Annotated in this window: 15 protein-coding genes; 7 read left to right on the forward strand and 8 right to left on the reverse strand. The window is 53.9% G+C overall.

Annotated features, from left to right (window positions below):
* Positions 1 to 2 precede the first annotated feature (2 nt).
* Entirely contained in the window at positions 3 to 4,358 is a 4,356-nt protein-coding gene (locus N6G83_RS30670) for an amino acid adenylation domain-containing protein (protein ID WP_260524079.1), read from the reverse strand.
* 188 nt (positions 4,359 to 4,546) lie between these two features.
* Here N6G83_RS30670 and fepB point away from each other — a divergent pair, with 188 nt between their 5' ends.
* The 7 genes from fepB (at position 4,547) to speD (ending at position 14,035) form a co-directional block, all read left to right on the forward strand.
* Positions 4,547 to 5,515, forward strand: coding sequence for a Fe2+-enterobactin ABC transporter substrate-binding protein (gene fepB, locus N6G83_RS30675; RefSeq protein WP_211136214.1), 969 nt, complete (start codon positions 4,547 to 4,549; stop codon positions 5,513 to 5,515).
* Position 5,516: 1 nt separating this feature from the next.
* Positions 5,517 to 6,512 (forward strand): FecCD family ABC transporter permease, encoded by a 996-nt coding sequence (locus N6G83_RS30680; RefSeq protein ID WP_211136215.1) that lies wholly within the window; start codon positions 5,517 to 5,519, stop codon positions 6,510 to 6,512.
* Complete coding sequence (locus N6G83_RS30685; protein ID WP_211136216.1) at positions 6,509 to 7,495, forward strand: FecCD family ABC transporter permease; 987 nt, start codon at positions 6,509 to 6,511, stop codon at positions 7,493 to 7,495. The genes N6G83_RS30680 and N6G83_RS30685 overlap by 4 nt, the downstream gene beginning before the upstream one ends.
* Before the next feature lie 305 nt (positions 7,496 to 7,800).
* Positions 7,801 to 9,822, forward strand: a complete 2,022-nt coding sequence (locus N6G83_RS30690) for a TonB-dependent receptor (RefSeq protein WP_370592651.1) — start codon at positions 7,801 to 7,803, stop codon at positions 9,820 to 9,822.
* 52 nt (positions 9,823 to 9,874) lie between these two features.
* Positions 9,875 to 12,103 (forward strand): condensation domain-containing protein, encoded by a 2,229-nt coding sequence (locus N6G83_RS30695; protein ID WP_211136217.1) that lies wholly within the window; start codon positions 9,875 to 9,877, stop codon positions 12,101 to 12,103.
* Positions 12,100 to 13,260 carry a YncE family protein gene (locus tag N6G83_RS30700; protein WP_211136218.1) on the forward strand — a complete coding sequence of 387 codons (1,161 nt, stop codon included), beginning with the start codon at positions 12,100 to 12,102 and terminating at the stop codon, positions 13,258 to 13,260. Before N6G83_RS30695 ends, N6G83_RS30700 begins: the two co-directional genes overlap by 4 nt.
* Before the next feature lies 1 nt (position 13,261).
* Positions 13,262 to 14,035 (forward strand): adenosylmethionine decarboxylase, encoded by a 774-nt coding sequence (gene speD, locus N6G83_RS30705; RefSeq protein WP_211136219.1) that lies wholly within the window; start codon positions 13,262 to 13,264, stop codon positions 14,033 to 14,035.
* A gap of 67 nt (positions 14,036 to 14,102) precedes the next feature.
* Here speD and N6G83_RS30710 read toward each other — a convergent pair whose 3' ends face one another.
* The 7 genes from N6G83_RS30710 to N6G83_RS30740 form a co-directional block, all read right to left on the reverse strand.
* Entirely contained in the window at positions 14,103 to 14,645 is a 543-nt protein-coding gene (locus tag N6G83_RS30710; RefSeq protein ID WP_211136220.1) for a fimbrial protein, read from the reverse strand.
* Positions 14,646 to 14,658: 13 nt separating this feature from the next.
* Entirely contained in the window at positions 14,659 to 15,777 is a 1,119-nt protein-coding gene (locus N6G83_RS30715) for a fimbrial protein (RefSeq protein ID WP_211136221.1), read from the reverse strand.
* A gap of 29 nt (positions 15,778 to 15,806) precedes the next feature.
* Positions 15,807 to 18,365, reverse strand: coding sequence for a fimbria/pilus outer membrane usher protein (locus N6G83_RS30720; RefSeq protein WP_211136222.1), 2,559 nt, complete (start codon positions 18,363 to 18,365; stop codon positions 15,807 to 15,809).
* Between the two features lie 49 nt (positions 18,366 to 18,414).
* Positions 18,415 to 19,203, reverse strand: a complete 789-nt coding sequence (locus tag N6G83_RS30725; protein ID WP_211136223.1) for a molecular chaperone — start codon at positions 19,201 to 19,203, stop codon at positions 18,415 to 18,417.
* An 18-nt stretch (positions 19,204 to 19,221) separates the two neighbouring features.
* Positions 19,222 to 19,800, reverse strand: a complete 579-nt coding sequence (locus N6G83_RS30730) for a fimbrial protein (RefSeq protein WP_074423324.1) — start codon at positions 19,798 to 19,800, stop codon at positions 19,222 to 19,224.
* Positions 19,801 to 19,924: 124 nt separating this feature from the next.
* Positions 19,925 to 20,380: a transcriptional regulator gene (locus N6G83_RS30735; RefSeq protein ID WP_098928578.1), complete on the reverse strand. Its 456-nt coding sequence runs from the start codon at positions 20,378 to 20,380 to the stop codon at positions 19,925 to 19,927.
* A gap of 574 nt (positions 20,381 to 20,954) precedes the next feature.
* The gene (locus N6G83_RS30740; RefSeq protein ID WP_211136224.1) at positions 20,955 to 23,150 is read right to left on the reverse strand and encodes a TonB-dependent siderophore receptor; all 2,196 of its coding nucleotides are present in this window, start codon (positions 23,148 to 23,150) and stop codon (positions 20,955 to 20,957) included.
* Between the last annotated feature and the right edge of the window lie 9 nt (positions 23,151 to 23,159).

Raw genomic sequence — 23,159 nt, forward strand, 5'->3', positions numbered from 1 at the left:
TTTTAACGCAGCAGCGAGCAAACCTCATCGGCGTTTTTGCACTTAATCAAGGTCGCAACTGGCAGTGAAACGCCGAGTTCCACGTTGATCCTCTCTCTAAGCGTGGGCATATGGCCGAGTTTCAGCCCCATGGCAAGAAACGGGGTCTGATGATGCCATTCAGGCCGCAGCGGCTGGCCCATCACGGCGCAATAGATTGCCAGTACCGTTTGCTGAGGTGTCGCCGGGGCGGCGAGCGTTGCCGAATGAGATAGTTCCAGTTCGGTACGTAGCGCATGGCGATCGACTTTGCCATTTGCCGAGAGGGGAAAGCGGGTTTGCACAATGAAGCGGCCAGGGATGTGAGTTGCGGGCAAATAGCGCTGTGCGAAGATGCGCAGCTCCGACATGCTCGGCAGGACCTTATGTGCTGATAGATAGACCGCACCCAACGACTTTTCTGGTGTATCGTCCACCGCGTAATCGAGCACCACAATATCCTCGATGGCTGGATGCTGGCGCAGCGCTTCTTCGATTTCCGGCAGTGAAATCCGTACGCCGCGAATTTTAACGTAGCCATTAATACGGTTGGCAAACATGATGACGCCGTCAGGCCGGTAATAGCCAATGTCTCCGGTACGGAACGTTCGCTCGCTAATGCCATCTGGAGTCATCACGTCAACAAAGTCGTGCTGTACTAACGCTCCATTCTCCAGATAGCCACAGGCCAGATTGGCCCCGGCTGTGTGGATGCGCCCAGCCACGCCGCAAGGGCAATGTTCACCGCTGTCATGACAGATAAAATACTGAGTACCCGCCAGCGGCTTGCCATAGGGAATTTGTTCCGTGTCGCTAGCGGTGATCTCGTGCCAGATGCTCCAGATAGTCGTTTCCGTCGGGCCGCCGAGTGACATCAGCCGCAGATGAGGATGCCTTGAACGCAATAACCGGATGGTGGCGGGCTTAATGTAATCGCCGCCCTGGGCTACTAGCCGCAGGGAGGAGAGCTGCTCTGGCGTTGCGCAGTCCAGCAGCATTTCCAGGATCGCTGGCACAGAGCACCACAGCGTGATCCGGTGTTGTGCCACCAGGTGGCCCCAACTGATGGCGTCTTTTTCCTCATGCCTGGCTGGCAGCACCAGCGTTGCGCCCACGCTGAGTGAGGCAAACACGTCAAACACCGACATATCGTGGTGCAGCGGCGTTACCGAGATAAAGACATCTCGCTCGGTGATCTGCCAGTGGGCGAGGGTTTGCCCAAGCACGTTGGCCGTTGCCCGGTTATTCAGCACGACGCATTTCGGCTTGCCCGTGGTGCCAGAGGTATAGAGATAATAGGCGGGCTGGCTGCTGTCGCTTTGAGCGCCAAACCGAGGTGGGCTGACGTTGGCGGATTTGAGCTCATCAGGCGTGGCTGAGCCTGGGATTGCGGCGTCTTCATCGCATATCACCAGCTCGGGTTGGCAATTTTCCAGTAAAAATGCCGTCCGTTCTGTAGGCGAACTAATATCTATCGGCACCCGGATAATCCCTAACAGGGAGCAGGCTAGCGAGATACCGATATGCTCCAGGCCGCGTGGAAGATAAATTGCCACCACGCTCCCCGCCCTCAACTGACGCGCGAGCAGTCCGTTGGCCATGCTGGCGACGAGCTCACCCAGCGCCTGCCAGCGCAATTGTTGTTTGCCACAGATCACGGCTACCCCATCACGAGTGCCGGAAAACAGATTTTCTGCGATGCGGCCCAGAAAATCGTCGCTTACGGCTGTGCTGGCGGGAGTGTTAGCCCGGTAATGCGGGTAATTCATCGTTTCGTGGACGGGGATATTCAGCGAACCCTGAGAGACTATATGCAACATACGCTGGTGGATTGCATTCAGCATAGCGCTCACCTGTTCGGGCGCGAGAGCCTGCTCAACATAGTCGGCAATTATCAGTAAATTGCGCTGCTCATCGTACATTAGGCGAATATCCAGTGCGACCTGCGGCGTTTGGGTCAGACCGCTTTCGGTACGGATTGACGTGTTGGCCGGAAGCGTTTCCCAGCTCAGGCAGTTGGTCAGGATCACCGGCAGCGCGGGAGCATGTCCGGTTCGCGGTGACAATTGGCGAGCCAGATCCACACCTGACCAGGCAAGGTTTTGCAATCCGCCAAGAATGTCTTCTTGCAAACGTTGGGCATTGTCGACTAACGGCTTGTTATGACGGACGTAGTGAATGGCAATAAACGTCGATCGATTGGTGGCTTGCCCCTCTTTGGCCGGGAAGGCAACGGGGATGCCGACCGTGAGCGCTTCATCTTCCGACCAGAGCGCCAACGTATCGAGTACGATAGCCGACAGAGTAGTGTTGGCAAATAGCCCCCGGGATGCACCAAGGCGAGTGAGCAGCTTCAGGTGGCTGGCATCCAGAATTTGTTGTTCACGCCGCCAGCAGGGTTGCACGATCTCGCCTAAAGGTTGCTGCCAGGGAAGCCGGCAAGGAGTAACGACCTGCGCCAGCTTGTCTTGCCACCAGGCTTTTGCCCGCTCCCGCTCTTCTTCATCTGCTTCGCTCGGTGCAGTGTCATGCTCAAGTGCCGCAAGCGGTTGTTCATCAAATAGCCGGGCGATGATATGCGAGATCCCTTGGCCGTCGAGGATCAGCGCATCAAAGCTGGTGAAAATCTGGTGCTCCGTTGCGCCAGGCAAGGTAATCAGAATGATCCGCCAAGGGGGCGACGACGGATCGTGGCGGCTCTGTTGGTAATGCTGTCGTAGCTGTTGCACTTTTTTAGCTGCGTCTTCTGCACTGGCATCGCGTAGATCGATTTCTTCCAGATGAGGTTCCAGCTCAGGCAGAATGTGCTGCTGCTGTGTTTCCTCCTCGATCCAGGTGCGTAACGCGGCGAAGTGATTAACCAACTCTGCCAGCCGACGGCGGAAGTGCGCAGGATCGATGAGCCCCCTAAAGGTCCTGAAATCGTGCATGGCAACGCCACCGAGCGGCCATTGCTCGCTGCTTCCCAGCAGATAAGCCTGCTGGAGCGCCGTTAATGGTTTCCCCATTCGCTTCTCCTTTTGCCGTACTGCCGCTGGAGGTGCCAACCAGCGGGAAACGCTGTCATCAATATGCTGCGGTGTCGCGGCCAGGCGTTCGGCGAGCCTGTGAAAACGCGTAAAGAGTTGATGCAGTTGGCCGGGGGGAAACGCATCCTCACGCACATCCCAGTTGATCAGAATTTCATCGCCAATCCAGGCTACCTGCGCGTCCAACGCGACTTGCGGCCCCTGAGAAATGACCCACGCCAGTTCACCCAATTGCCTGTCGACCCGCTCAGAGAACAGCACGCCACCGGAGATACCGAACCCGGCGGTAAAGACGATGGGGGAGTATTGCAGTTGGCCCTGCTGGCGCGAAAGGTCGCGCATCACGCTCACCCCTGAATAGCCGCCGTGACCCAGGATTTCGTGCAACTGCGTCATGGTGCGCTGGCAATAATGCAGCAGCGTTTCATCGGGTCGCAGCTCGGCGCTGAACAACAGCAGATCGGAAAAATCACCGACGATGTCGTCACCGCCCGCAATCTTGGGAGCGCGGAAAAAGGTCGGTACGTTGATGCGCAACGCGGGTTGCCTGAAACCTTCCATTATCGTCAGGCTGAACAAAGCAAGGAAAAGCGAGCTTAACGTCAGATGGTGGTGACGCGCGCAGCGCTGCAAGGCATGGCTGATTTGGGGATTAAGCTGGATTGCCATTCTGCGGGTTTGACACTGCCTGTCCGTATAGGGAATGGCGGGAGCAGGGGGAATATCCGCTAAACGCTGCCGCCACCAGGCGCGGTCTCGTTCTCTGGCGCTAAGCAGCAGCGGATCGTGAGAACGCTGTGCCAGATAGCGAAACCAGGCGACCTCCATCACTGGGGCGCACTGTGGCGGTGGTTGTTGGTAGAAGCGGGCGAGATCTTCCACCACGATCCGAAAAGAGAGGGCATCCGCGGCGATCATATCCAGATCGATATGCAGCCGGCTGGCCTGCCCTGGCAATATCGTCAGGCTGATTTCGCACGGGTAGCCTTGATCACGCAGCAACTGCTGGTTCTCCATGCGCCGCCGCTTGTCAGCCAGCAATCGTTGTACTTCGGCTGGTGGGTAATGACAAAAATCATCGATGCCCAGTGGTGGATGACTGGCAACCACATGCTGTAGCCCTTCTGCGGTGACATGAAGACGCAGCATTGGGTGCGTGCGGTAGAGTGCATCCACAGCGTGCCGAAAGCGGGGGATATCAGTGATAGTGCCATCGAATTCTGCGTACAAATGTGCGGCAACGCCGCCTAATGCCTGCTCAGAGTGCCTGCCTACCCATGAGGCCGCCTGCATTGGAGTCAATGATTTCATTGCATATCGTTCCTGATTGGCCAACGGAAGCCGCCTAAATATATAACAGAGCTTAATGCGAATGAAAATTATTCTTTTTTATGTTGTTGGCGATACATTGAGCAGGGTAAGGTTATACGAGGCACATAAATTCACTCCGTGGTCACTGAGATGGCACCCCGGGGCTATGCACAGGGAGCAAGCAGAAGATGAGGTTGTTACCGGGTAAACGTCGTCATCCCGTGTTGGGGTTTTTATTATTACTGGCCTTGCTGATGGGCAGCGGCCAGGGCTTTGCACAAGGTTGGCCCAGGGCGTTTCACAACGCGGATGGCTCCTTCACTCAGATCCCGTCCCCTCCGGGCCGTATTCTTTCGACTTCCGTCAGTGTCACCGGAACGTTACTGGCGATTGATGCGCCGGTTGTCGCCAGCGCGACGGCCGTGAACGGCCAGTTCTTTGGGCAATGGGTCAAGGTGGCCGAGCAGCGCAACATTGCTAAAGCCTGGCCTGCGGGCAGTGTTGATCTCGAACTGGCCTATGCCACCGCCCCCGATTTGATCGTCGTCTCAATCAATGGCGCAGACTCATCGCGCGCTCATTTGGCTGAACTGAGGGCCATTGCGCCGGTCATTATCGTGAATTATGGCAACCAGACCTGGCAAGCTCTGGCCCGTGAGCTGGGAGCCGCGCTAGGGCTTGAGGCGCAGGTTGAACGGCGGATCGGCGGTTTTGACTCGCTGCTTACCAACGCCCGCCAGCAAATCCATCTGCCTGATGGACAAGCCAATATTATCAATTTTAACGGCCCGGGAACCGTCAATCCCGTGGCAACACCGGCCAGCGTGCATGCCCGTTTACTCGAGTCGTTAGGGTTTTCGATCGAAGCGCCAAACCCGGCCTGGCAAAGCAATCTTACCCGCTCCGGCGACTTTATCTGGGCTGAATATGAGAATCTGACGCAGTTAACGGCGGGCACCACGTTTCTGTTGAGCGCAGGCGACGTCAGGATTAACGAGTTTCTGCATGACCCTCTGCTTCAGCGGTTGCCTTCGGTACAACAACACCGGGTTTACAGCCTCGGTGCACATGCATTCCGGGTGGATTACTACAGCGCCAGTGAGATGGTGGCAGACATTGTCCGCCATTTTGCCGGTAGCCCAACGCAGGAGCGGTGAAATGTGTGCTTGGCGACAGGCTGGCCTGGTCTCTGGGCTGGTTTTACTGCTGGTTCTCAGTTGCTTTAGCCTCTATTTCGGTGCTCGCCCCATTCCGCCTGCGGTGATTTGGCAGGCGATCACGCAGTTTGATCCGCACAATAGTGAGCATTTACTGGTCTGCTATCTACGGCTGCCGCGCACCTTATTGGCAATGGTGGTTGGGGCGGCACTTGGCGCGGCTGGCGTCATCATGCAGACGCTCACCCGTAATCCACTGGCGGATCCCGGCCTGCTCGGGGTGAATGCCGGTGCCACGTTGGCGATCGTCTTGTCAATTGCGCTGTTTGATGTGACGAATGTCTTTAGCAGTATGTGGTTTGGCGTGGCCGGTGCGGCGATAGTCAGCGTTGCGGTGTTGCTGGTGGGCGGCATTGATGGCAATAACCCGGTAAGGATTGTGCTGGCCGGAGCCGCGTTGACTATTGTGCTGCTTAGCCTGACTCAGCTCGTCATTATCAACAGTGAACCAGAGGCGTTCGATCGCTTCCGGCACTGGGTGATTGGATCGTTACAGGGAAGAGGGTTCGACGTACTGCTCCCGGTTGCCATGCTGGTGGGCGTGGGGCTGTTGCTGGCGCTGGCCAGCAGCAAAATGCTGGATATTGCGGCACTCGGCTCGGATGCCGGCCAGGCACTCGGCGTTAATCCGCGCTGGCTGGTGGTCATGTCCGCGCTGATTATCGTGATACTGGCCGGAGCGGCCACGGCGGCGGCTGGGCCAATCGTTTTTGTTGGCCTGACCGCGCCGCATTTTGCCCGTGCCATTGCCGGATTGCAGCATCGAACGCTATTGCCTTGGGCCATGCTGCTTTCCGCCATGCTGGTGTTGTTGGCTGATATTCTGGGGCGCATCGTTGGCTATCCCGGTGAAGTCAGCGTTGGCGTCATGGTGGCACTAACCGGTGGTCCTTGTTTTGTGTTGCTGGTGAAGCGTTGGCAGGGGGAACGGGTATGAGCGTCAACAGGACGGTGCTGGTATGCCTGGCTTTGGCCTCTCTGCTGTTGGTTGCTGCCGCTTTCGCTCTGACGGTGGGGCGCTTTACGTTGCCGGTATCGAGCGTGCTGCAAGCCATCACGGGGGAAGGAAATCCCATGGCGCAGCAAATTGTCAGGGCGATCCGTCTGCCGCGCGTGTTGACGGCGGTTTTCGTTGGGGGCGCCTTGGGCATCTCCGGGGCGATTTTTCAGTCCGTATCGCGTAATGCGCTCGGATCGCCAGACGTCATTGGCTTTACCACCGGTGCGGCAACCGGTGCGATTGCGCAGATTGTCCTGCTTAACGGTAACACCGTGGCGATTGTGCTTTCGGCCATGGCCGGGGGGCTGGCGACGTCGCTGCTGGTCTACTGGCTAGCCCATCATCACGGTGTGGTAAAGGGATACCGTCTGATATTGATGGGCATTGGTGTTGGTGCGGTACTCAGTGCCCTCAATGGTTTGCTGCTGGTTAAAGGCGATATTGATAACGCCGTGATGGCCACTTTGTGGCTGGCGGGAACCACACAGGGGAGAAACTGGCTGCACGTTATCCCTGTGGCCACCAGCATCGCGTTGTTATTGCCGGTGGTGCTGATATGTGCCAGGGCGTTGAACATCATGACAATGGGGGATGAGGTAGCCCACCAGTTGGGTGTCCGTGTTGATCTCATCCGCAAGATTATGACGTTTTGCGGCGTGATTCTGGCTGCGGTGGCAACCAGCGCGGCAGGGCCGATTGCCTTTATCGCGCTTATGGCCCCACAGCTGGCAATCCGCCTGACACGCAGTCCGAACCTGCCGGTGATCAGTGCGGGTCTGGTGGGCGGCTGCCTGTTGTTAGGGGCCGACATTGTCGCCCAGATACAGCCATCAGGGCTGATGATGCCGGTAGGATTAATGACGGGGATGATAGGTGGCGGGTACTTGCTGGCTCTGCTACTGCGTGGCGGCTGTCGCTAAGGCTAAGGGATGAGTGTCGCAAATATGATCAAATTGATTTGCATTCAATATTGTAAATGATTATCGTTTACGTGCGTTGGCTTGCTTGTTTCTTGGCCGACGTACCTCGGGAAATCCTGGTGGATGACGAATAATAAGGTCGTAAAGACCAGCCAATTAAGCAGTGTGTTCTTTGTCGCTCAGTTGAAAAATAAAAATTTAGTGTGCATTTGGCAAAGGAGATATCAATGAGCGAACTAAAGGGTGATAAAAAATGCCCGGTTTCATTATGTAACAGGCCCCAACGTATTTATAAAAAATATCATATGCCCTCCGTCATGCTGGGGTTATGTGTTTTCGCCGCAGCGGATGCGATTGCTGCCGATGATGCTCCAATACGCAATGAGAATAACGAGCCTGATACCATTATTGTTACCGGGGAGAAAGTAAGACGTACTATTTACGATACCGGATCCAGTATTGAGGTGTTTGACGATGCGCGGATAGATTCACTGCCCGGTGCAACGCAGGTATCCGATTTATTAAAAATGACGGCCAACGTCCTGGATACGGGCATTGGTAACGATATTCCAACCATTCGCGGTATTGATGGTTCAGGGCCAGCCAATGGCGCCAATGCCTTCCTCAGCGGTACGCGGCCACGTATGAACCTCTCGCTCGATGGGCGTTCCTTAACCTATAACGAATTAGCCGTCGGGCCGCAATCCCTGTGGGATATGCAACGGGTCGAAGTCTACCGAGGGCCGCAAAACTACATTCAGGGTCGTAATGCGATTGCCGGTGCGGTGGTCATGAGCAGCAAGGATCCGACGTTTGACTGGACTTCGGCGGTCAGGGCCGGGGGCGGAAATCAGGATTCTACTCAGGCTTCTGCCATGCTATCGGGGCCGATTGTTGAGGACCAATTGGCGTTTCGCCTGAGCGCCGATCGTCAGCGGCGGGAGAGTTTTGTCGATCTGATCTCCTACGAACCTGTGGGTAATCCACGCGAAATCGAAGTGACCAACATCCGTGGGAAGCTGCTGTATAACCCTGCTGGGCTACGTGATCTCACCACTAAACTTTCGATAAATCACTATGAAAGCCAGGCACCGCAGAATGAAGCGCTAAGCCCGGCTAACCATGCCAGCTCCCGTTTTGACCGGCGTCGCCCAGTCGTTGAGACCCAATCCACCAGTGGTATTTGGGATATTGCCTGGGAGCCGTCGGAGCAGTTAAGCGTCCAGAACAAGTTTGTTTATACCGATTTTAGTAACCATCGCCGTACCGCAGAAGCGCTGCCGTGGGCCGACATCGAAGGCAAAGAGTTCCAAATGGAGCCGCTGGTGCTTTTCGGTACACCAAACGATCGTTGGCGTGGCCTGGTTGGTGCGCGTTACTTCCATGCGTCGCAGGATGAGTTTGTTAACCTGTTCCCCGGCGGTAGCCCGTTCAAGGATAAAACAGATACCTACGCCGCCTTTGGCGAATTGACCTGGGCCGTGTTGCCACATATCGATATTACCGCCGCCAGCCGAGTGGAGAGAGAGCACCGTCAACGTAAGGGCGGCAAGGCGCGTAAGGTCGATTTTGATCAAACCTGGGATGTGTTCCTGCCCAAGCTGGATGTTGCGTGGAAGCCTTCATCGCGGCAAACCTTTGGTGCCAAGGTGGCTCGCGGCTATAACGGCGGTGGCGCTGGGATGACGTTTTCAGCCCCCCTGATCAACTATACCTACGATCCTGAATATGTCTGGAACTATGAGTTGTATAGCCGCCATGGCATTGAAGATCTTAATCTCGAGGTGATCACCAACCTGTTTTATAACGACTATAAAGACATGCAGCTGCCGTATTATCTGGACTCCACTATGAACTCTATGATGATCCGCAATGCAGATAAAGTCGAAACCTATGGTGCTGAACTTGGGGCTATCTGGAAACCGACGGGGAATTTTGAGTTGAATAGCTCAGTAGGGTTATTAAAAACAAAAATCAAGAAATTCTCTGACAGCAGAATCGATGGGCATGAATTACCGCGCGCTCCGGCAGTCACCGCCAATATGGGGGCGAAATATAATCTTATGCCGGGGTTGGAGTTAAGCGGTAATGTAACGCTTTCCGATACCTATTATTCCCAGTACGACAACGATCCACGCGGGAAAATCCCTTCCAGAGTGATTGCCAATATGCAGCTGGCTTATACCTTCAAGCAGGGGCGCGTCAGCGTGTTTGCGCAAAACCTGTTTGATTCTGATAAACGCGTCATGGTGATGAATAACGACGTTTCTACCGCGGTTATTCAGCGGCCACGCCTGGTTGGCGCCGTTGTCCAACTGGATTTCTAAGGCCATCTATCGTCAATGAAAGGCGCAGCAGGTTTTTGCCTGGGAGGGAAATGTGAACACGAGTTTTAGCGAATTCAGCGGTGAAGAAGAAGCTGCTAGCGAGTTTGAGCAGCAGGCCTGGTTCGAACACCAGCAACAGCTACATGGGGAAGGCCAACAGGTGTTGGCCTGGCAGTTAACCGGTGCCGTGGATTATGGCCGCTTGGTCAACGTACTGGAACAAACCCAGCGGCAATTGCCAGGTATCAACGCCCGTTACGTTTATGGTGAGCGCGGGCTGATGCGCAGTGACAATACGTGTTCACCGCCAGCGTTGACCATCCAGACGATCCGCCATCCCCAGGAAGCTATTGACACCCTGTTAAGCGCCAAAGCGATACCTTTTGACCTGGAACAGGCTCCACCACTGCGCTTTATGCTGTTTTCCGGCGACAGGGGGGGCATTCTGGGGATGGTGGTGCATCGCATTCTGTCGGCATCGCTGGATTGGCGAGATATACCGCAAAAGGTCAGTGCACTGTATCAGCAACAAGTTCTCTCGCACTCCTCTGAGCCGTTCATTATGGAGCGCTTGCCCCTGCCAGATTGTGCCGCTCGGCAGACCTCGGTGGCCGTATTTCCGGGGGCAGTGGCTTCCTCTGTCACGCCGGGATCTGATGCGGCAATACGGCAACATATCCTGCAAGCCTTCCGCGAGGCGCTCGCCGTGCCCACGATGGGAGAAGATGATGATTTCTTCGATTGCGGCGGGCACTCGCTGATTGCCACCCGCATTATTGGCCGTTTGAAGAGCCAGCAGCATATTGAGATCAATATCAACGATCTCTTCAGCTATCCCAGCGCGGCTCAATTGGCGCGCTATGCCTACATAGTTAATAACGTGCCCGCTTCGCCGGGTAAGCAAGCGGAGAGTTTGGCATTGCTAAGTCCGCAGGCTCCTTTATCGCTGGCGCAACGGTCATTGTGGAAAATCTATCAGGCGCTAGGCTGCGGTGAGGCCTTCAATATTCCCTTTGCGCTGCGCTTTCTCGACCCGATTGATGAAGGGCTTTTCTTCCAGGCCTTCCAGGATATTTTGCTGCGTCATCCAGCTCTGCGCACCCTGTTTGTCGACATTTCCGGCGAGGTTTATCAGCAGATCGTTCCGCCGGAGATGCTGTCTCAATACGAATGGTTCTGGCATTCACAGTCTCAGGATGTGCCGCTGGATCAGGCGCTACAACGCGCAGCCAGCCACCACTTTGAGCTCGATGATGAGTTACCGGTACGCATCACCTTCCTGCAGGATGAGGAAAATGGCCAACAGGTGGTGTCGCTATTGTTCCACCATATTGTATTGGACGAGTGGTCGGTGAATATCCTGATGGATGAATTGGCTTTGGCGATGGCAAGCCGTTTCGCCGGATCGGCACCGGAGTGGCAGCAGACACCCGCGCCGTTCCACGCGTTCGCAATCCAACAGCAACAGGCCGGGGTCAACGATCGACATCTGCGGTTCTGGCTGGAACGTTTGCACCATGCACCGTCTTCGGCATCGATTTTTGCCAGCGAAGCGCAACAGGCCGATGCGGCTTCTCACTCCGGCAACTGGGTTGAGTTCAAACTGGAACACGCCGTCACCACTGGGCTTTACCGCCTGGCGAAGCAGCAGGGTGCCTCACTGTTTAACGTGGTATACAGCGGAATTGCTGCGGCACTCTATCTGCTTGGTGGCGCGAAAGATCTGGTCATTGGCACTTCGGCCTCTGGGCGTAACGACGCGCAATTTTTCGATACCATCGGTTACTTCACCACCGTTGTCGCTCATCGGATCGGTTTTGCCGATGGCACCACTCTGAACGGGCTGATCGATGACGTGAAACGGCAGATAAATGATTCGCTGCCTTTTAGCGACATCCCGATCGATCTGGTCGAAGAGAGGCTGTTTGGTGATTGCGCACCGCGCGACAGCCATATGTTTGAGGTCTTCATTCAGCTCCATGCCAAAAATAAGCTTAACGGGGTATTTAGCTTGGCCGACGGCCAGCAGATCCGCTTTCGCCAGATCGATCCCGAGAAAACGGAATCGGTGCTGGGGTTGCAGTTTGAGGTGATGGAAGAGCAAATCGACGGCGAGCCTTCGGTTCGCGTCATGTTGAGCTATCGCACCGATCGCTATTCATGCGAGCAGGTGCAGCAGATCGTCCAAACGACACGTCAGGTGTTTGCCGTTATGGCCGATTCCGTTGGTCAACCGGCGCTACGGCTTGATGCATTACGCCATAACAGGAGTGTGTTATGAAGCAGGAGCCGTTGACCGATATTCAGCGCATCTACCCGGCTAAAACCCTGGTAGAGCTGGTTTATAGCGCCTCACAGCAGGCGCTGTTTGTCAGCTCTCCCGATTGGGAGGATGAGCGGCAATCCCGTGTACTGCGGATAAATCCGCGAACCCTGGCCGTTGAGGAAGAGATCCCGTTGCAAGTCAAAGGGTTTGGCGTAGCGCTGGACGATCGCCGTGGGCATCTTTACCTCTCCCAGGGGTTTAACGGCACCGTCGCCGTGGTGGATATCGCCGCCAATCGGCCGATCGCCACCATTGCGCTGATGCAGGAGATTGCTTTCAAGCAACTGTATCAACGAGAAGGGATTGTCGGCGAGCGGCAGGCTTTTTTATTACGGGAATTGGAGCGCTTTGGCGTGAGTGAAGGTTTTCCATGGAAGCTGCGGGAGCTGGTTTTCGATCCACGTAGTGAGCGCCTGTTCTTGCCAGGGCTGGGGTTGGGTATCGATAGCGTGCTGTTGGTGGTGGATACCCGCAAGCGTCAACTGGAGACGATTATTCACGGTTTCGGCTATAACGTAGTGGGGATCACGCTGGATGAAACGGGGCGCCGTGTCTTTGTATCTAACATGCAGGGCCAGCTGTTTGTGGTTGATCCAGATAGCTTGACGATCGTTTCCCGATGGGAGATCGAAGCCGATCAACTGCTTAATATGGTCTATGACCCACAGCAAAACCGGATCTTCGGTGTCGATCAGGGCATTGATCGTAGCGATTGGCGTAACAATCATCTGGAACGTGAATATATTGCCCGTAGCGCGGGTCATCAGGTCTTTGCTCTGAACGCCGATAATGGCGACGTTATCGCACGTATGGCAACGGATGAAGTGCCGATCGGCCTGGCATGGGATGGCGAGCGGCAAAGGCTGTACGTCGCCAATCGCAAAGGCATTCGCGTGGATATTGGCGAGGGCACGCTAACGGTATTTGATACTGCCCGCTATTGCCTGCTACAGACCATACCTATGGCTCCACATCCCAATAGCCTGGCATTTGATGAGGATAAGCAGTGCCTGTTTATCACCGTCAAAAATGATGAAACCATGATTAAGGCTGGGCTGCCGGAATGCGTTGCCCGTATGCAATTAGGTGAAGGGACAAGGGAGGCAAAGTAAATTGCCAAGGCTCAAGCTGCACGGATTCAATAATCTGACCAAGAGTCTGAGTTTTTGTATCTATGATATTTGTTACGCCGAGACGGCAGAGGAGCGCGACGGCTATATCGCCTACATCGACGAGCAATATAATGCTAACCGTCTGACCGAGATCCTGGTTGAAACCTGTTCGCTGATTGGGGCTAACGTGTTGAGCGTTGCCTGCCAGGACTATGAGCCTCAGGGGGCTAGCGTGACTATTCTCGCCAGTGAGGAGCCGGTAAACCCAAATGGCGTCAAACCTCTCCAGCCAGAGTCCGTTGTGGCGCATTTGGACAAAAGCCATATCTGTGTTCATACCTACCCGGAAAGTCACCCTGGGTGTGGGGTTTGCACCTTTCGTGCCGATATCGACGTCTCGACCTGCGGGGTGATTTCGCCGCTGAAAGCCCTCAACCACCTGGTCCAGCAGTTGGAGTCAGATATTGTGACGATTGATTATCTGGTCAGAGGTTTTACCCGGGATGTGCATGGGGTGAAGCATTACATCGATCATGAGATCACGTCGATCCAAAACTTCATTTCGCCAGAGATACAGTCGTTATACCAGATGGTGGATGTGAACGTTTATCAGGAAAATATCTTCCATACCAAGATGTTGCTGAAAGCATTCGATTTGCATAATTACCTGTTCAGCACCAGGTTGCATACCCTCAGTGAGGCCAGGCAACAGGAGATCGGCAAGCTGTTATGTAAAGAGATGCAGGAGATTTACTCTGGACGAAATATGCCATAGACGGGGTGGGGGTGATGCCTGCTACCGGACAATCGCAGGCATCAATTTGCTTGGTGCACTGAAGAAATCAGTCATAGCCGATATTAAATAATACCGCACTCTTCACTTTTCCGGGGGTTGCGCGCCCGGTTGCATAATACTCATAGCCGATATCACACTGGCTCCGGTGATCGGCAATAACGGCACAGCCAACGCGCGGGCCAGTGCGTAAATCCAGCGGCTTGTCATTCATCAGAAGCCTGATTTCGACGTTTTCGGCCTCGCCGTTCAGCGTATTGACCAGGTTGCCGGTATCCCGACTGACCGTCGGCCCATTTCCCAGCGTAATATAGGGCGTGTAACCATTGGTACAATGTACCCCACCGATATGGATACTGCCTAGCGAACGGCCATGAGTCATACCGGCTGCGCGTAGGTTCCCCGCAGAGACCTGCGGCATCATCCAGTCGTAGTCCTTATGTTGTTGCCCCTCGACGCTGTCAAAATAACAGGTCGCGAGCTTAATGGAGCCAGTGACGTTCAGTATGCCAGTAGAGGCGCCTTCAACGCTGGTGCCGCAGCAAATCAGCACCAGCAGAGACAGTATTCTCTGCGTATTCGTTATCTTCATTCACCGCTCCCGATCATTGATAGGTGATCATAAACTCTATTTGGGCATCAGCCCTGCCCGCCCGGATAGGGGTTGAGGTTTGTATATAAGTCGCCTTGACGCCCAGGCTGTAATCGCTGCCGCGGTCTTCAAGGAAGGTGATGTAATTTGCCAGATTGATGTTCTGGTTGAATTTGGCCCATTGGTAGTTGCCGTTTTCCTGCCTGAAGCTCAGTTGGACACCTATCCCTGAGGCTGCGTCACCGGCGGTGGTATTCAGTTTCGAGATCCCGCGTTCAGCATCAATAAATCCGTTGCGCGGCGTCAGCTTGAGGCTGATAACGTTGGGCTTGAAAACGCCGTAAGAGGTTGAACCATAGAAGGCAGGGCAACCCGACAGCACAATCTGGGTCTCGGCGCTGCCTGCCGTGCTGCCGATACCGTTGAACTCATCAGGATAGTGCTCCCCGAGCGGCAGGTAATAATTGTTACCAACGTTGCAGGTCGCCGGGATCGCCGTCAGGTTGCCCACTATCCTCGCTTGTTGATAGACAAAACTTTCACCATTGCCATCGAATGAGGTTTTGAACCTGGGGAGATCGCTGCTGCTAATCGTTCCGCTGCCGACATTGGCGGCTATTTTAATCATTGCAATATTAAAACTGACTGCGGCATCGTCCTGACCGGTAAAGTTGAAAACGCTGTCGCGGCTGGGTGAAAAGAAGGCAGTAAGCCTACCTGGGAGCTGAAGATGGGAGCCGCTGTTACCGTCTGGGGTACCTTGCCACAGGGCTACCCCGACGCCAGAAATATTGGTATTGAACACGGTGGGAAACGTTGCGTCACGGTAGCTGGATTGGCCATGGGGAGCACTGATGACGGTGTTAACCAGGTCATAAACCCCCGCGCGGCACAGCAGACTGGCGCCGTTGCCATTGGTCTGGATACGTTGGGAATAGATCACACTGCCGATGGGAAGATCCTCTCCCACGGTAACATAGCCGCCGATGGTCAATCGGGTATCAAGCGGAGCTTTGACTGCGGAGGAACTATCCCAATCACAACCCGCACTTGCTGCGAGCGCATTCTGTGCATACAGGCCGCCGCAGAGCATCAGTGATATCGCTGTTGCTGAGGCGAATATTCTTTTCATGTTGTTTCTCATTTCGTGTGGGCACTTCGTCATTGGCAGACGCCTTGAATCAACTGCCTGCCCTCTTCAGCGGTGCCTGGCTGTAGCGAATAATGGATACTGCAATGCTCTGCCTGACTATCCCCCCATCTCACTTGCAACACGCCTTTCAGGTCGAGATCGCGTGCCACCACCAGGCTGGCTTGGCCGACAACCCCTACGGCGTTGTTTCGCGCATCATAGACGTTGGCAGCGAAGGGCAGTGGGCTACCGTCCGGTCGCTTGGCTCTGATGTAGGTCACCTTGCCGCGTTTGGTTTCATAATCAAGCAGGACCAATGCACCAGCGCGGGGAGCGGTGGTATTGCGGGTAGACAGCAACTCCACGTCCTGTGAACTGCCCTTGGGGTCGATATCGATCTGATTGAGATAGTAGGGCCGCAGGTAAGGGACGATGGCATAGCCAAAACGGTCGATCTGAACGCCGGGAGCGCTGGTGACGAGAGCGCCTTCAGCACCAGGTGCCCTTACCAGACCACCCGTTTCGCCAAGTGATTGCCCTAAAGTGATACCACCACGGTGGGCCACCAGAGCACCATCCATGCTTGCTGAAACCTGCCGGTTTCCCTGCCCATAGCTATAGTTTGCGCCCATACGGGCAAGGGATGAGCGGTAGCCAACGCCACCGTTGAAAAAGTTGCTATTGCCTTCAGTATTACGGCTGGTGCTGATGACATAATTAAACTGATTCTGTTCACCCGCATTGCCCGACAGGCCAATCAGGCCAGTGCTCCCCTTGTCGTCGGTAGTACCGGTAGCATTGAGCGTTGGTGCATGGAGGCTCGAGCCTAGCGGTAACGAGAGCGTCAACGCATATTGGGTTTCCCGCCGATTTGCCGTTGTCTCTTCTGTATTTCCTGTGAGTTGACCGCTCAGCGTTCGATTGACCGAGAGGGTATAGCTGAGATTGCGCCAGAAGTTGCTATAGCCTATCTGCAGGCTCTGTTGCGAACTGCTCTGGTTCCAGTAAGAGGTATGATTGCCGGTGGCATACAGGCTTCCCCAGCCTTCTCCCAACTGCTGGTTGACCGAAAGCGTAAACAGGCTGCGTTGACGGCCATAGGCATCGATATTTCCATTACGTAGGGCCAGATCGCGCAGCTGCACAGCGTCATTTAAGCTCAGGAAACCGTCGGTTGAGTAACGATAAGCGGCCACTGAGAAGCTGGTTTGTGTTTCTGGATACATCTGGCTGAAGCCGATACGATAGCTTTGCCCTGAACGCGGGGGCTGGCCGGGCAACCGGGTTTTTGCTTGGGTGACATCCAATGAGAAGGCGCCGATAAACGTGTTCATAGCGCCACCCAATAAGGCCGAAAAGTATCCTTTGCTGGCGGTGGCGCCGGTGTAGCCGGTAATGAAATTACTCAGGCCCAACTGGTAGGTCAGGCTGCCAAATTCAGGCTTGTTTGCCAACCCATCACTATTCACTTTACCTGCAGCCACTTCGTAGCGGCTTATTCCAGGCCGCAACATTTGAGTCACTGAAGCATAAGGAACCGTGAAGGTTCTGACTTGGCCATTGGCCTCTTCTACTTGTACGGTCAATTCCCCTCCATAGCTGGTGGGGTAGAGATCGTTGATCTCGAAAGGCCCCGGAGATACCGTAGTGGTATAGAGCGTGTAACCATTCTGAGTAATGATCACTCTGGCATTGGTATTGGCTATGCCACGTACTACGGGGGCGTAGCCACGCAGAGCGTCAGGTAGCATGCGGTCATCAGAATAAAGTCTGGCCCCGCGGAAACGTACGCCGTCAAACAGTTCGCCACTGGTAAAGGCGTCACCCAGGATCAATTGAGATTGCAGCGCGGTAACATCGCGGCTGATATAGGAAGATGTGCTTTTGTAATCCCCGCCACCCTCTCCCGAGGACCAATTGATGCTGCCGTTATTTCGCACTCGCCAAGGGCCGAAATTCAGACCGTTACGCAGCCCGAGATAGCCGTAGGTGTTGCTGTTTTCCCGCTGTCTTGACTGATAAACGTTGGCGTTGTAGTTCACTATCAAGGCGGTTAAGCCATCCTCCCACAGCTCGGGATTGACATAGCCACGCGGTGTCCTGTTGAGCAGCAACTGCGGTATCGTCAACGTCAGCTTTTGCTCTCCGACATCAAAGCTGACGGTGGCCCCGGGTAGGAGGTCACTGAATGAACCGCAATAGCCCTCTTGCACTAATGGCGCCAATTGCACGGCAGGGGTCTGAGTCAACAGTTTCTCTGCGCTCAAATTGAGCAACGAGAAGAAACTGCCCGGATAGCAGGGAAGGGGTTGCAGATTATTGCCCGGCTGGGCCTTAAACTGGATTTTTTCATTGCCGATCCGTTGGCCGTTAAGCTCGATCGCCACGGTGTAGATACCAGGAACAACGACGTTACTGCGGCTGAATTGGGCCGGATCGAATGTTCCGACCTTACCGCCAGGGAAAAAACTGGGGTCGAATGTCACTTCTTCCGGCGTGTCTGCCGCATAGCTGGAAGTGGCCGAAACCATGGCACATGAAAGAAACCACGTCAGCACGGTTTTTATTGTCGGTTTACACCTAGTCATAGCATCCTTGATGACTCAGATAAGCCAATACTTCTGAAAAAGGGTTATGTCAGCGGCCTAACGGGTATATTTTTTCAATAAATGCCCCATAGTCATTAATCGCCTTGGTGATTACGCTATTTGGTGGCGCCGCAACAGCCTTGTTATCGCGTTTTAGTTGAAAGGTTTGTTCAGAGAAGGGCGCGATCATGCCGCCATCAGTGCCAGCTACCGAGGCGATGCCATAACCAGATAACTGCACGGAGGCATAGCTGATATGGTATGGCGTGGGGTTTTTAGCGAGCAATTTTTCCCCTTGCCGTTGCCAACTCACCTTATCCATGGTTTCCAGTGACAGCCCTGGCAACGTTGAGGGGCGGTAAAATACCTTCAGGCGGTTGCGATAGGCGATGGAGAGATAATTCTGATCCCCTTTCGACTGGGGAGGGACTTCAAGCACGTTGATCCAATATAGCGTCTCGCGGTCGGTGGCGTGGCTTACCAACGGTGTTGCGGTAATACGCAAGGTTTGTGCCTTGGCGGGTTCAACTCGTGAAACCGGTGGCATGATTATAAAGGGGACATCGCTGTCCTCAGGCGCTGAATTCGCATCGCCTGCATCAATCCAGGATTGCACCAACAGTGGAAAACGGCTTTTATTTTCCAGCTTCAGCGTGATTTCTTTGGCATCACTTGGGTAGATCACGCGCGTACCAGATATGACAATACCGGCATACAAAGAGGAGGAAAAAAATCCGCTTAACAGCAGCGATAGCAGTGGCCAATATTTTTTAATCAAGCGCATAACAATCTCGTCAGTATAGACGTGGCAAATATGGCCCTGTGGTAACAGGGCCATAACCTATTCAGTCAGGTTTTATTGATAAACGATGCTGTATTTAACCGTTGAGGCAACTTGGCCCGGGCCCGCCGCGCCACCTACAGCAACATACTGGCCAAAGTAGGTATATTCGGCAGTTTGATTGGCGATGGTTTTCGGCGCATGGTTGTTATTGCCGGATACCAGGTTGATCGGGCTGTTGGTTTCGCCGTTCAGGATTTGTACCTGAACGTTTACCGCAGGATTGGTTGCTGAAGTATTTTTCAACCAACCGGTCGCATTATCGATAGCCGGGCTGGTTGGTTCAAAATATACTGAAGCAATCTTACCGTTGGTGCAGTTTAAATCAGAAGGACCGCCCAGTTTGATGGTAAATGGTGCAGGCTTGGCCGTGGCGCCAGCAAAGCTTAACTCACTGGCACTGACCGTCTCTAAAGGCACGTTCAGATCAACAGCACCATTTGGCGTCTGGTCGTTGATCAGGCAAGTTGCGTCAGTGACTTCGCCGGTGAAATTGATATTACCACCCGCTACGGTGATAGCGGCGGAAGCCGGAAGCGCAGCAAAGCCGCCGATAGCCAGTGAGAGAGCCATTACTAATGTGGTTTTTTTCATTGCATATGATCCTTGTTAATTATCCTTAAAATACTCTGAGCGTTACATGGAGTGACATCAGAGCCGTCATTTCACTATGGTAGTGAAAATGCTGTTCCCTTTTTGTTGGTGATAAACAATCAAATCATATTTTTTTTATATACAGTGGCGTTACAGAGGCTCCACGTAAGGTATATCCTTTTCCTCGCGAGCTTTTAATAAAGTCATCGGCGATACCAATTTTACTTAGCCTTGCTTTAAGTTCGGAAATTACTTGGGTCAATCTGGTGGTTGAGGAGGAGAGGTTATGATTCTCCCAAACCTGTACCAGTAACTCCTGGTTGGAAACATAGCCACAGCTTGCGTGTGCCAATAGATACGTCAGCAACCGCAGCATCGTTTCACGCAGTCTTAGATAGTTGGTAAATCGTTCCTCACCCTGATGGGGGTACTCTATCGTATTATAGAGTTTGATTACCGAACTCGATTTGATATCTACCTGATACTCATCATTGATAATATAGCCAAAAAGCAATAATCCACTCTCGCCCGCCTTGGTGATGGGGGCTGCTACATATTTAAATTGACTCGTAACATCCATTATCAACTCCGCCGCATCCGCTGCTAAAACTGTCTGGCTCCGACTTCAGAAATTGGAACTGTCATTTCCACACATTGGCTTTATATATTATTGCCTGAAGAGTTAATGTCAATTCATAAAAATAAAAAAATAACCAGAATAAAAAGAGTTTAAATCTTATTGCTGCCTGATTTTTGGTGTTTTTGTTTGTTTTTATCGGTTGATTGGCTGATTTTTGATGTTTAATATCATTACAGTAGGAAATTTAATGCATAAGCATAATGTGCTGTTTTGGGGGCTTAATCGCCTATGATTTTTGTTTTTTCTTTTAAAAAAACGCGTGGGTGGAGTTAAGGTTGAAATAATCAGTTATCTGACAGATTTGTATTCAGAGGAATCCTAATGACTTTTTATCTTATATTTTATTTTCGCTATTCGCAAGTGGGATGAATCGCAATAATAACAGGTGTGTATAGATGTTAAACATATCTATGCTTTTTTATTTATGATTTTAGTCTTGGTGGGGCATGCATTCTTTGTGTGGATGATAAGCAGGCCGAATAGATTAATTCGGCCTGGTGATATCAGAGAGGTCTCAGAACAGGACTGAGTAGTTCAAACCAAAGGTGCGGCCACGGCCTTTATAGCTGTACAACTCCGGCGCGCCGTAGGTTGGGCTATACAGGATTGGCGCACGTTGGCCCCATACGGTGGTGTAGTCTTTGTCCAACAGGTTCTCTACGCTGAGGCTGACCTTGCCCACCGGCAGGGCATAGCTGCTGAGGACGTCAATGGTGTTATAGCCGTCGAGTTTGCGGCCCTGGCTGTCGGAAACGTCGAAGGTTTGCTGCGACTGCACGCGCACCGTCCAGTCACCCGGTGCCCAATTAACGTAGGCAGTGGCTTTCGACGGGCTGGCGGTGTCGACGGTCAACTTCTCCCATTTGCCATCGGTCTTGGTTTCCGATTTGATCAGGTTGAAGGTGGCACCGGTGCTCCATTCGCTGTCGTCGAAGAAGTAATCCACCGCGCCTTCCATGCCATAAATCCGACGTTTGTCAGCGTTCATGTTGATGGTCATATCGGTTTTGTTGATGGTGATGGTCTTGTCTGACAGAGAATAGTAGGCCGCAACCTGGGTACGCAGATTGTCGCCATTGTAGCGCCAGCCCAGCTCGTAGGAGTCGACCTTGATGCCGTCCAGCTTGGAGTCATTGACGTTGACGCTTTTTTGCAGCTGATAGTGGCCGTTCACCAGCTTATAGGTGCCGGAGCCGTAATACTTGGCCAGGTCCGGGATCTCAAACCCTTGTGAGAAGTTGAACCAGGTCTGCTGGCGTTCTGTCAGATGGGCCAGCAAACCGGCGTTGAACAGCGCGTTATTGTAGTCGGTTTTGCCGCCCGGCACGGCATCGGCAGAGGTCGCCAGGCCGTTGGCTATCCCTTGTTGCTGCGCGTAGCCAACGAAATCATCCACCTTGTTTTCGGTGTACTGGTAGCGCACGCCGCCGCTCAGGGTAAACATCGGATCGATGTCGTAACTGGCCTGCATGAACGGTGCCAGGTTGGTGGTGGTATAGCTCGGGTAGCGGCCGACGTTGTAGGCATTTTGCAGCGTCATCCCACCAGACTGCTGGGCCAGCGCCAGATTGAAGAACTGCTGGTTGGCATTGAAGCTTTCATGGTCGGCATCGAAGCCGTAGGTCAGCGTAAGGCTGTCGATCGGCTTGCTGTTCAGGGTCAGTTTGCCGCCGTAGAAATCGGTTTTCTGTTGCGAAGCGCCGATGCTGGTTACCTTGCCGCCGCTCAGGGTAGGGAACGGATAGAAGGTCAGCGATTCATCTCGATAATACACCTGCGCCACCAGATCCTGGCCCCAGAAATCGGTGTTGGAGTATTGCAGGTTGATCAGATGGCGCTCGGTGCCTGGAATACGATCCGAATCCAGGTTACCGCTGTTGTAGGCCTGCCCGCTGCCGGTTACCGCCGAGAAGTTTTGCCCCAGATACAGGCCGTGCTTACCGTCTGACTCGCTGTTGAAATATTGCGTGGTCAGTTGCAATTGCTGGTGATCGTCGATATTGATGGTGCCAGTGCCCATCAGGTCGATACGATCGGAATATTGCAGGCCAGTTTGGGTGTTGTCGATCAGCACCTCGTCGCCTTTGCCGTCATACCAGCCGCCGTAACGCTGATAGGAAACCGACAGGCGGCCGGAAGCCTTATCGGTGCCACCGCTGACCGCTGCCGACACGTTTTCATCGTGATCGCTGCTGCTGTTAAAGCCGGTTTTACCGCCAAGCTGGAGCTCAACCTGTTTTTCTTCCTGGCCCTTCTTGGTCACGATGTTAACCAGGCCACCGGTGCTGCCGCCGCCGTACAGCGAGGTAGCCCCGGAAATCACCTCAATATGGGCGATGTTGAACGGATCGATTGAATCGAGCTGGCGGCTGTCGCTGCGCGATGAGTTCAGGCGCACGCCGTCGATCATCACCATCATCGAGCGGCCACGCAGGTTCATGCCGTAGTTGGTACGGCCCTGGCTGCTGACGTCCATGCCCGGGATCAGCTGCGACAGCACATCCTTGATCTCTTTACCGCCCTGCACCTGTTGCTCAATTTCCTGGCCTTCAATCACCCAGGTGGTCTGGGCCATTTCCGCTACGCTGCGGTGAGAGCGGCTGGCGGAAACCACCAGTTGGTCATCATTTTTTTGTTCTTCTGCCCAGGCCGTTGGTGCGAGCATTGCCAACAGGCAAGGGTTTAGTACCCAGAGGTGTCTGCGTTTCATTGTTGTTCA

Source organism: Serratia sp. PL7 (genome assembly GCF_945957435.1).

Coding starts and splice junctions, on each gene's coding strand:
- N6G83_RS30725 (WP_211136223.1), bottom strand. CDS start 19,203: ATGGCCCTGTTACCACAGGGCCATATTTGCCACGTCTATACTGACGAG.
- N6G83_RS30735 (WP_098928578.1), bottom strand. CDS start 20,380: ATGGATGTTACGAGTCAATTTAAATATGTAGCAGCCCCCATCACCAAG.
- N6G83_RS30715 (WP_211136221.1), bottom strand. CDS start 15,777: ATGAAAAGAATATTCGCCTCAGCAACAGCGATATCACTGATGCTCTGC.
- N6G83_RS30720 (WP_211136222.1), bottom strand. CDS start 18,365: ATGACTAGGTGTAAACCGACAATAAAAACCGTGCTGACGTGGTTTCTT.
- fepB (WP_211136214.1), top strand. CDS start 4,547: ATGAGGTTGTTACCGGGTAAACGTCGTCATCCCGTGTTGGGGTTTTTA.
- N6G83_RS30740 (WP_211136224.1), bottom strand. CDS start 23,150: ATGAAACGCAGACACCTCTGGGTACTAAACCCTTGCCTGTTGGCAATG.
- N6G83_RS30690 (WP_370592651.1), top strand. CDS start 7,801: ATGCCCTCCGTCATGCTGGGGTTATGTGTTTTCGCCGCAGCGGATGCG.
- N6G83_RS30670 (WP_260524079.1), bottom strand. CDS start 4,358: ATGAAATCATTGACTCCAATGCAGGCGGCCTCATGGGTAGGCAGGCAC.
- N6G83_RS30680 (WP_211136215.1), top strand. CDS start 5,517: ATGTGTGCTTGGCGACAGGCTGGCCTGGTCTCTGGGCTGGTTTTACTG.
- N6G83_RS30710 (WP_211136220.1), bottom strand. CDS start 14,645: ATGAAGATAACGAATACGCAGAGAATACTGTCTCTGCTGGTGCTGATT.
- N6G83_RS30700 (WP_211136218.1), top strand. CDS start 12,100: ATGAAGCAGGAGCCGTTGACCGATATTCAGCGCATCTACCCGGCTAAA.
- N6G83_RS30730 (WP_074423324.1), bottom strand. CDS start 19,800: ATGAAAAAAACCACATTAGTAATGGCTCTCTCACTGGCTATCGGCGGC.
- N6G83_RS30685 (WP_211136216.1), top strand. CDS start 6,509: ATGAGCGTCAACAGGACGGTGCTGGTATGCCTGGCTTTGGCCTCTCTG.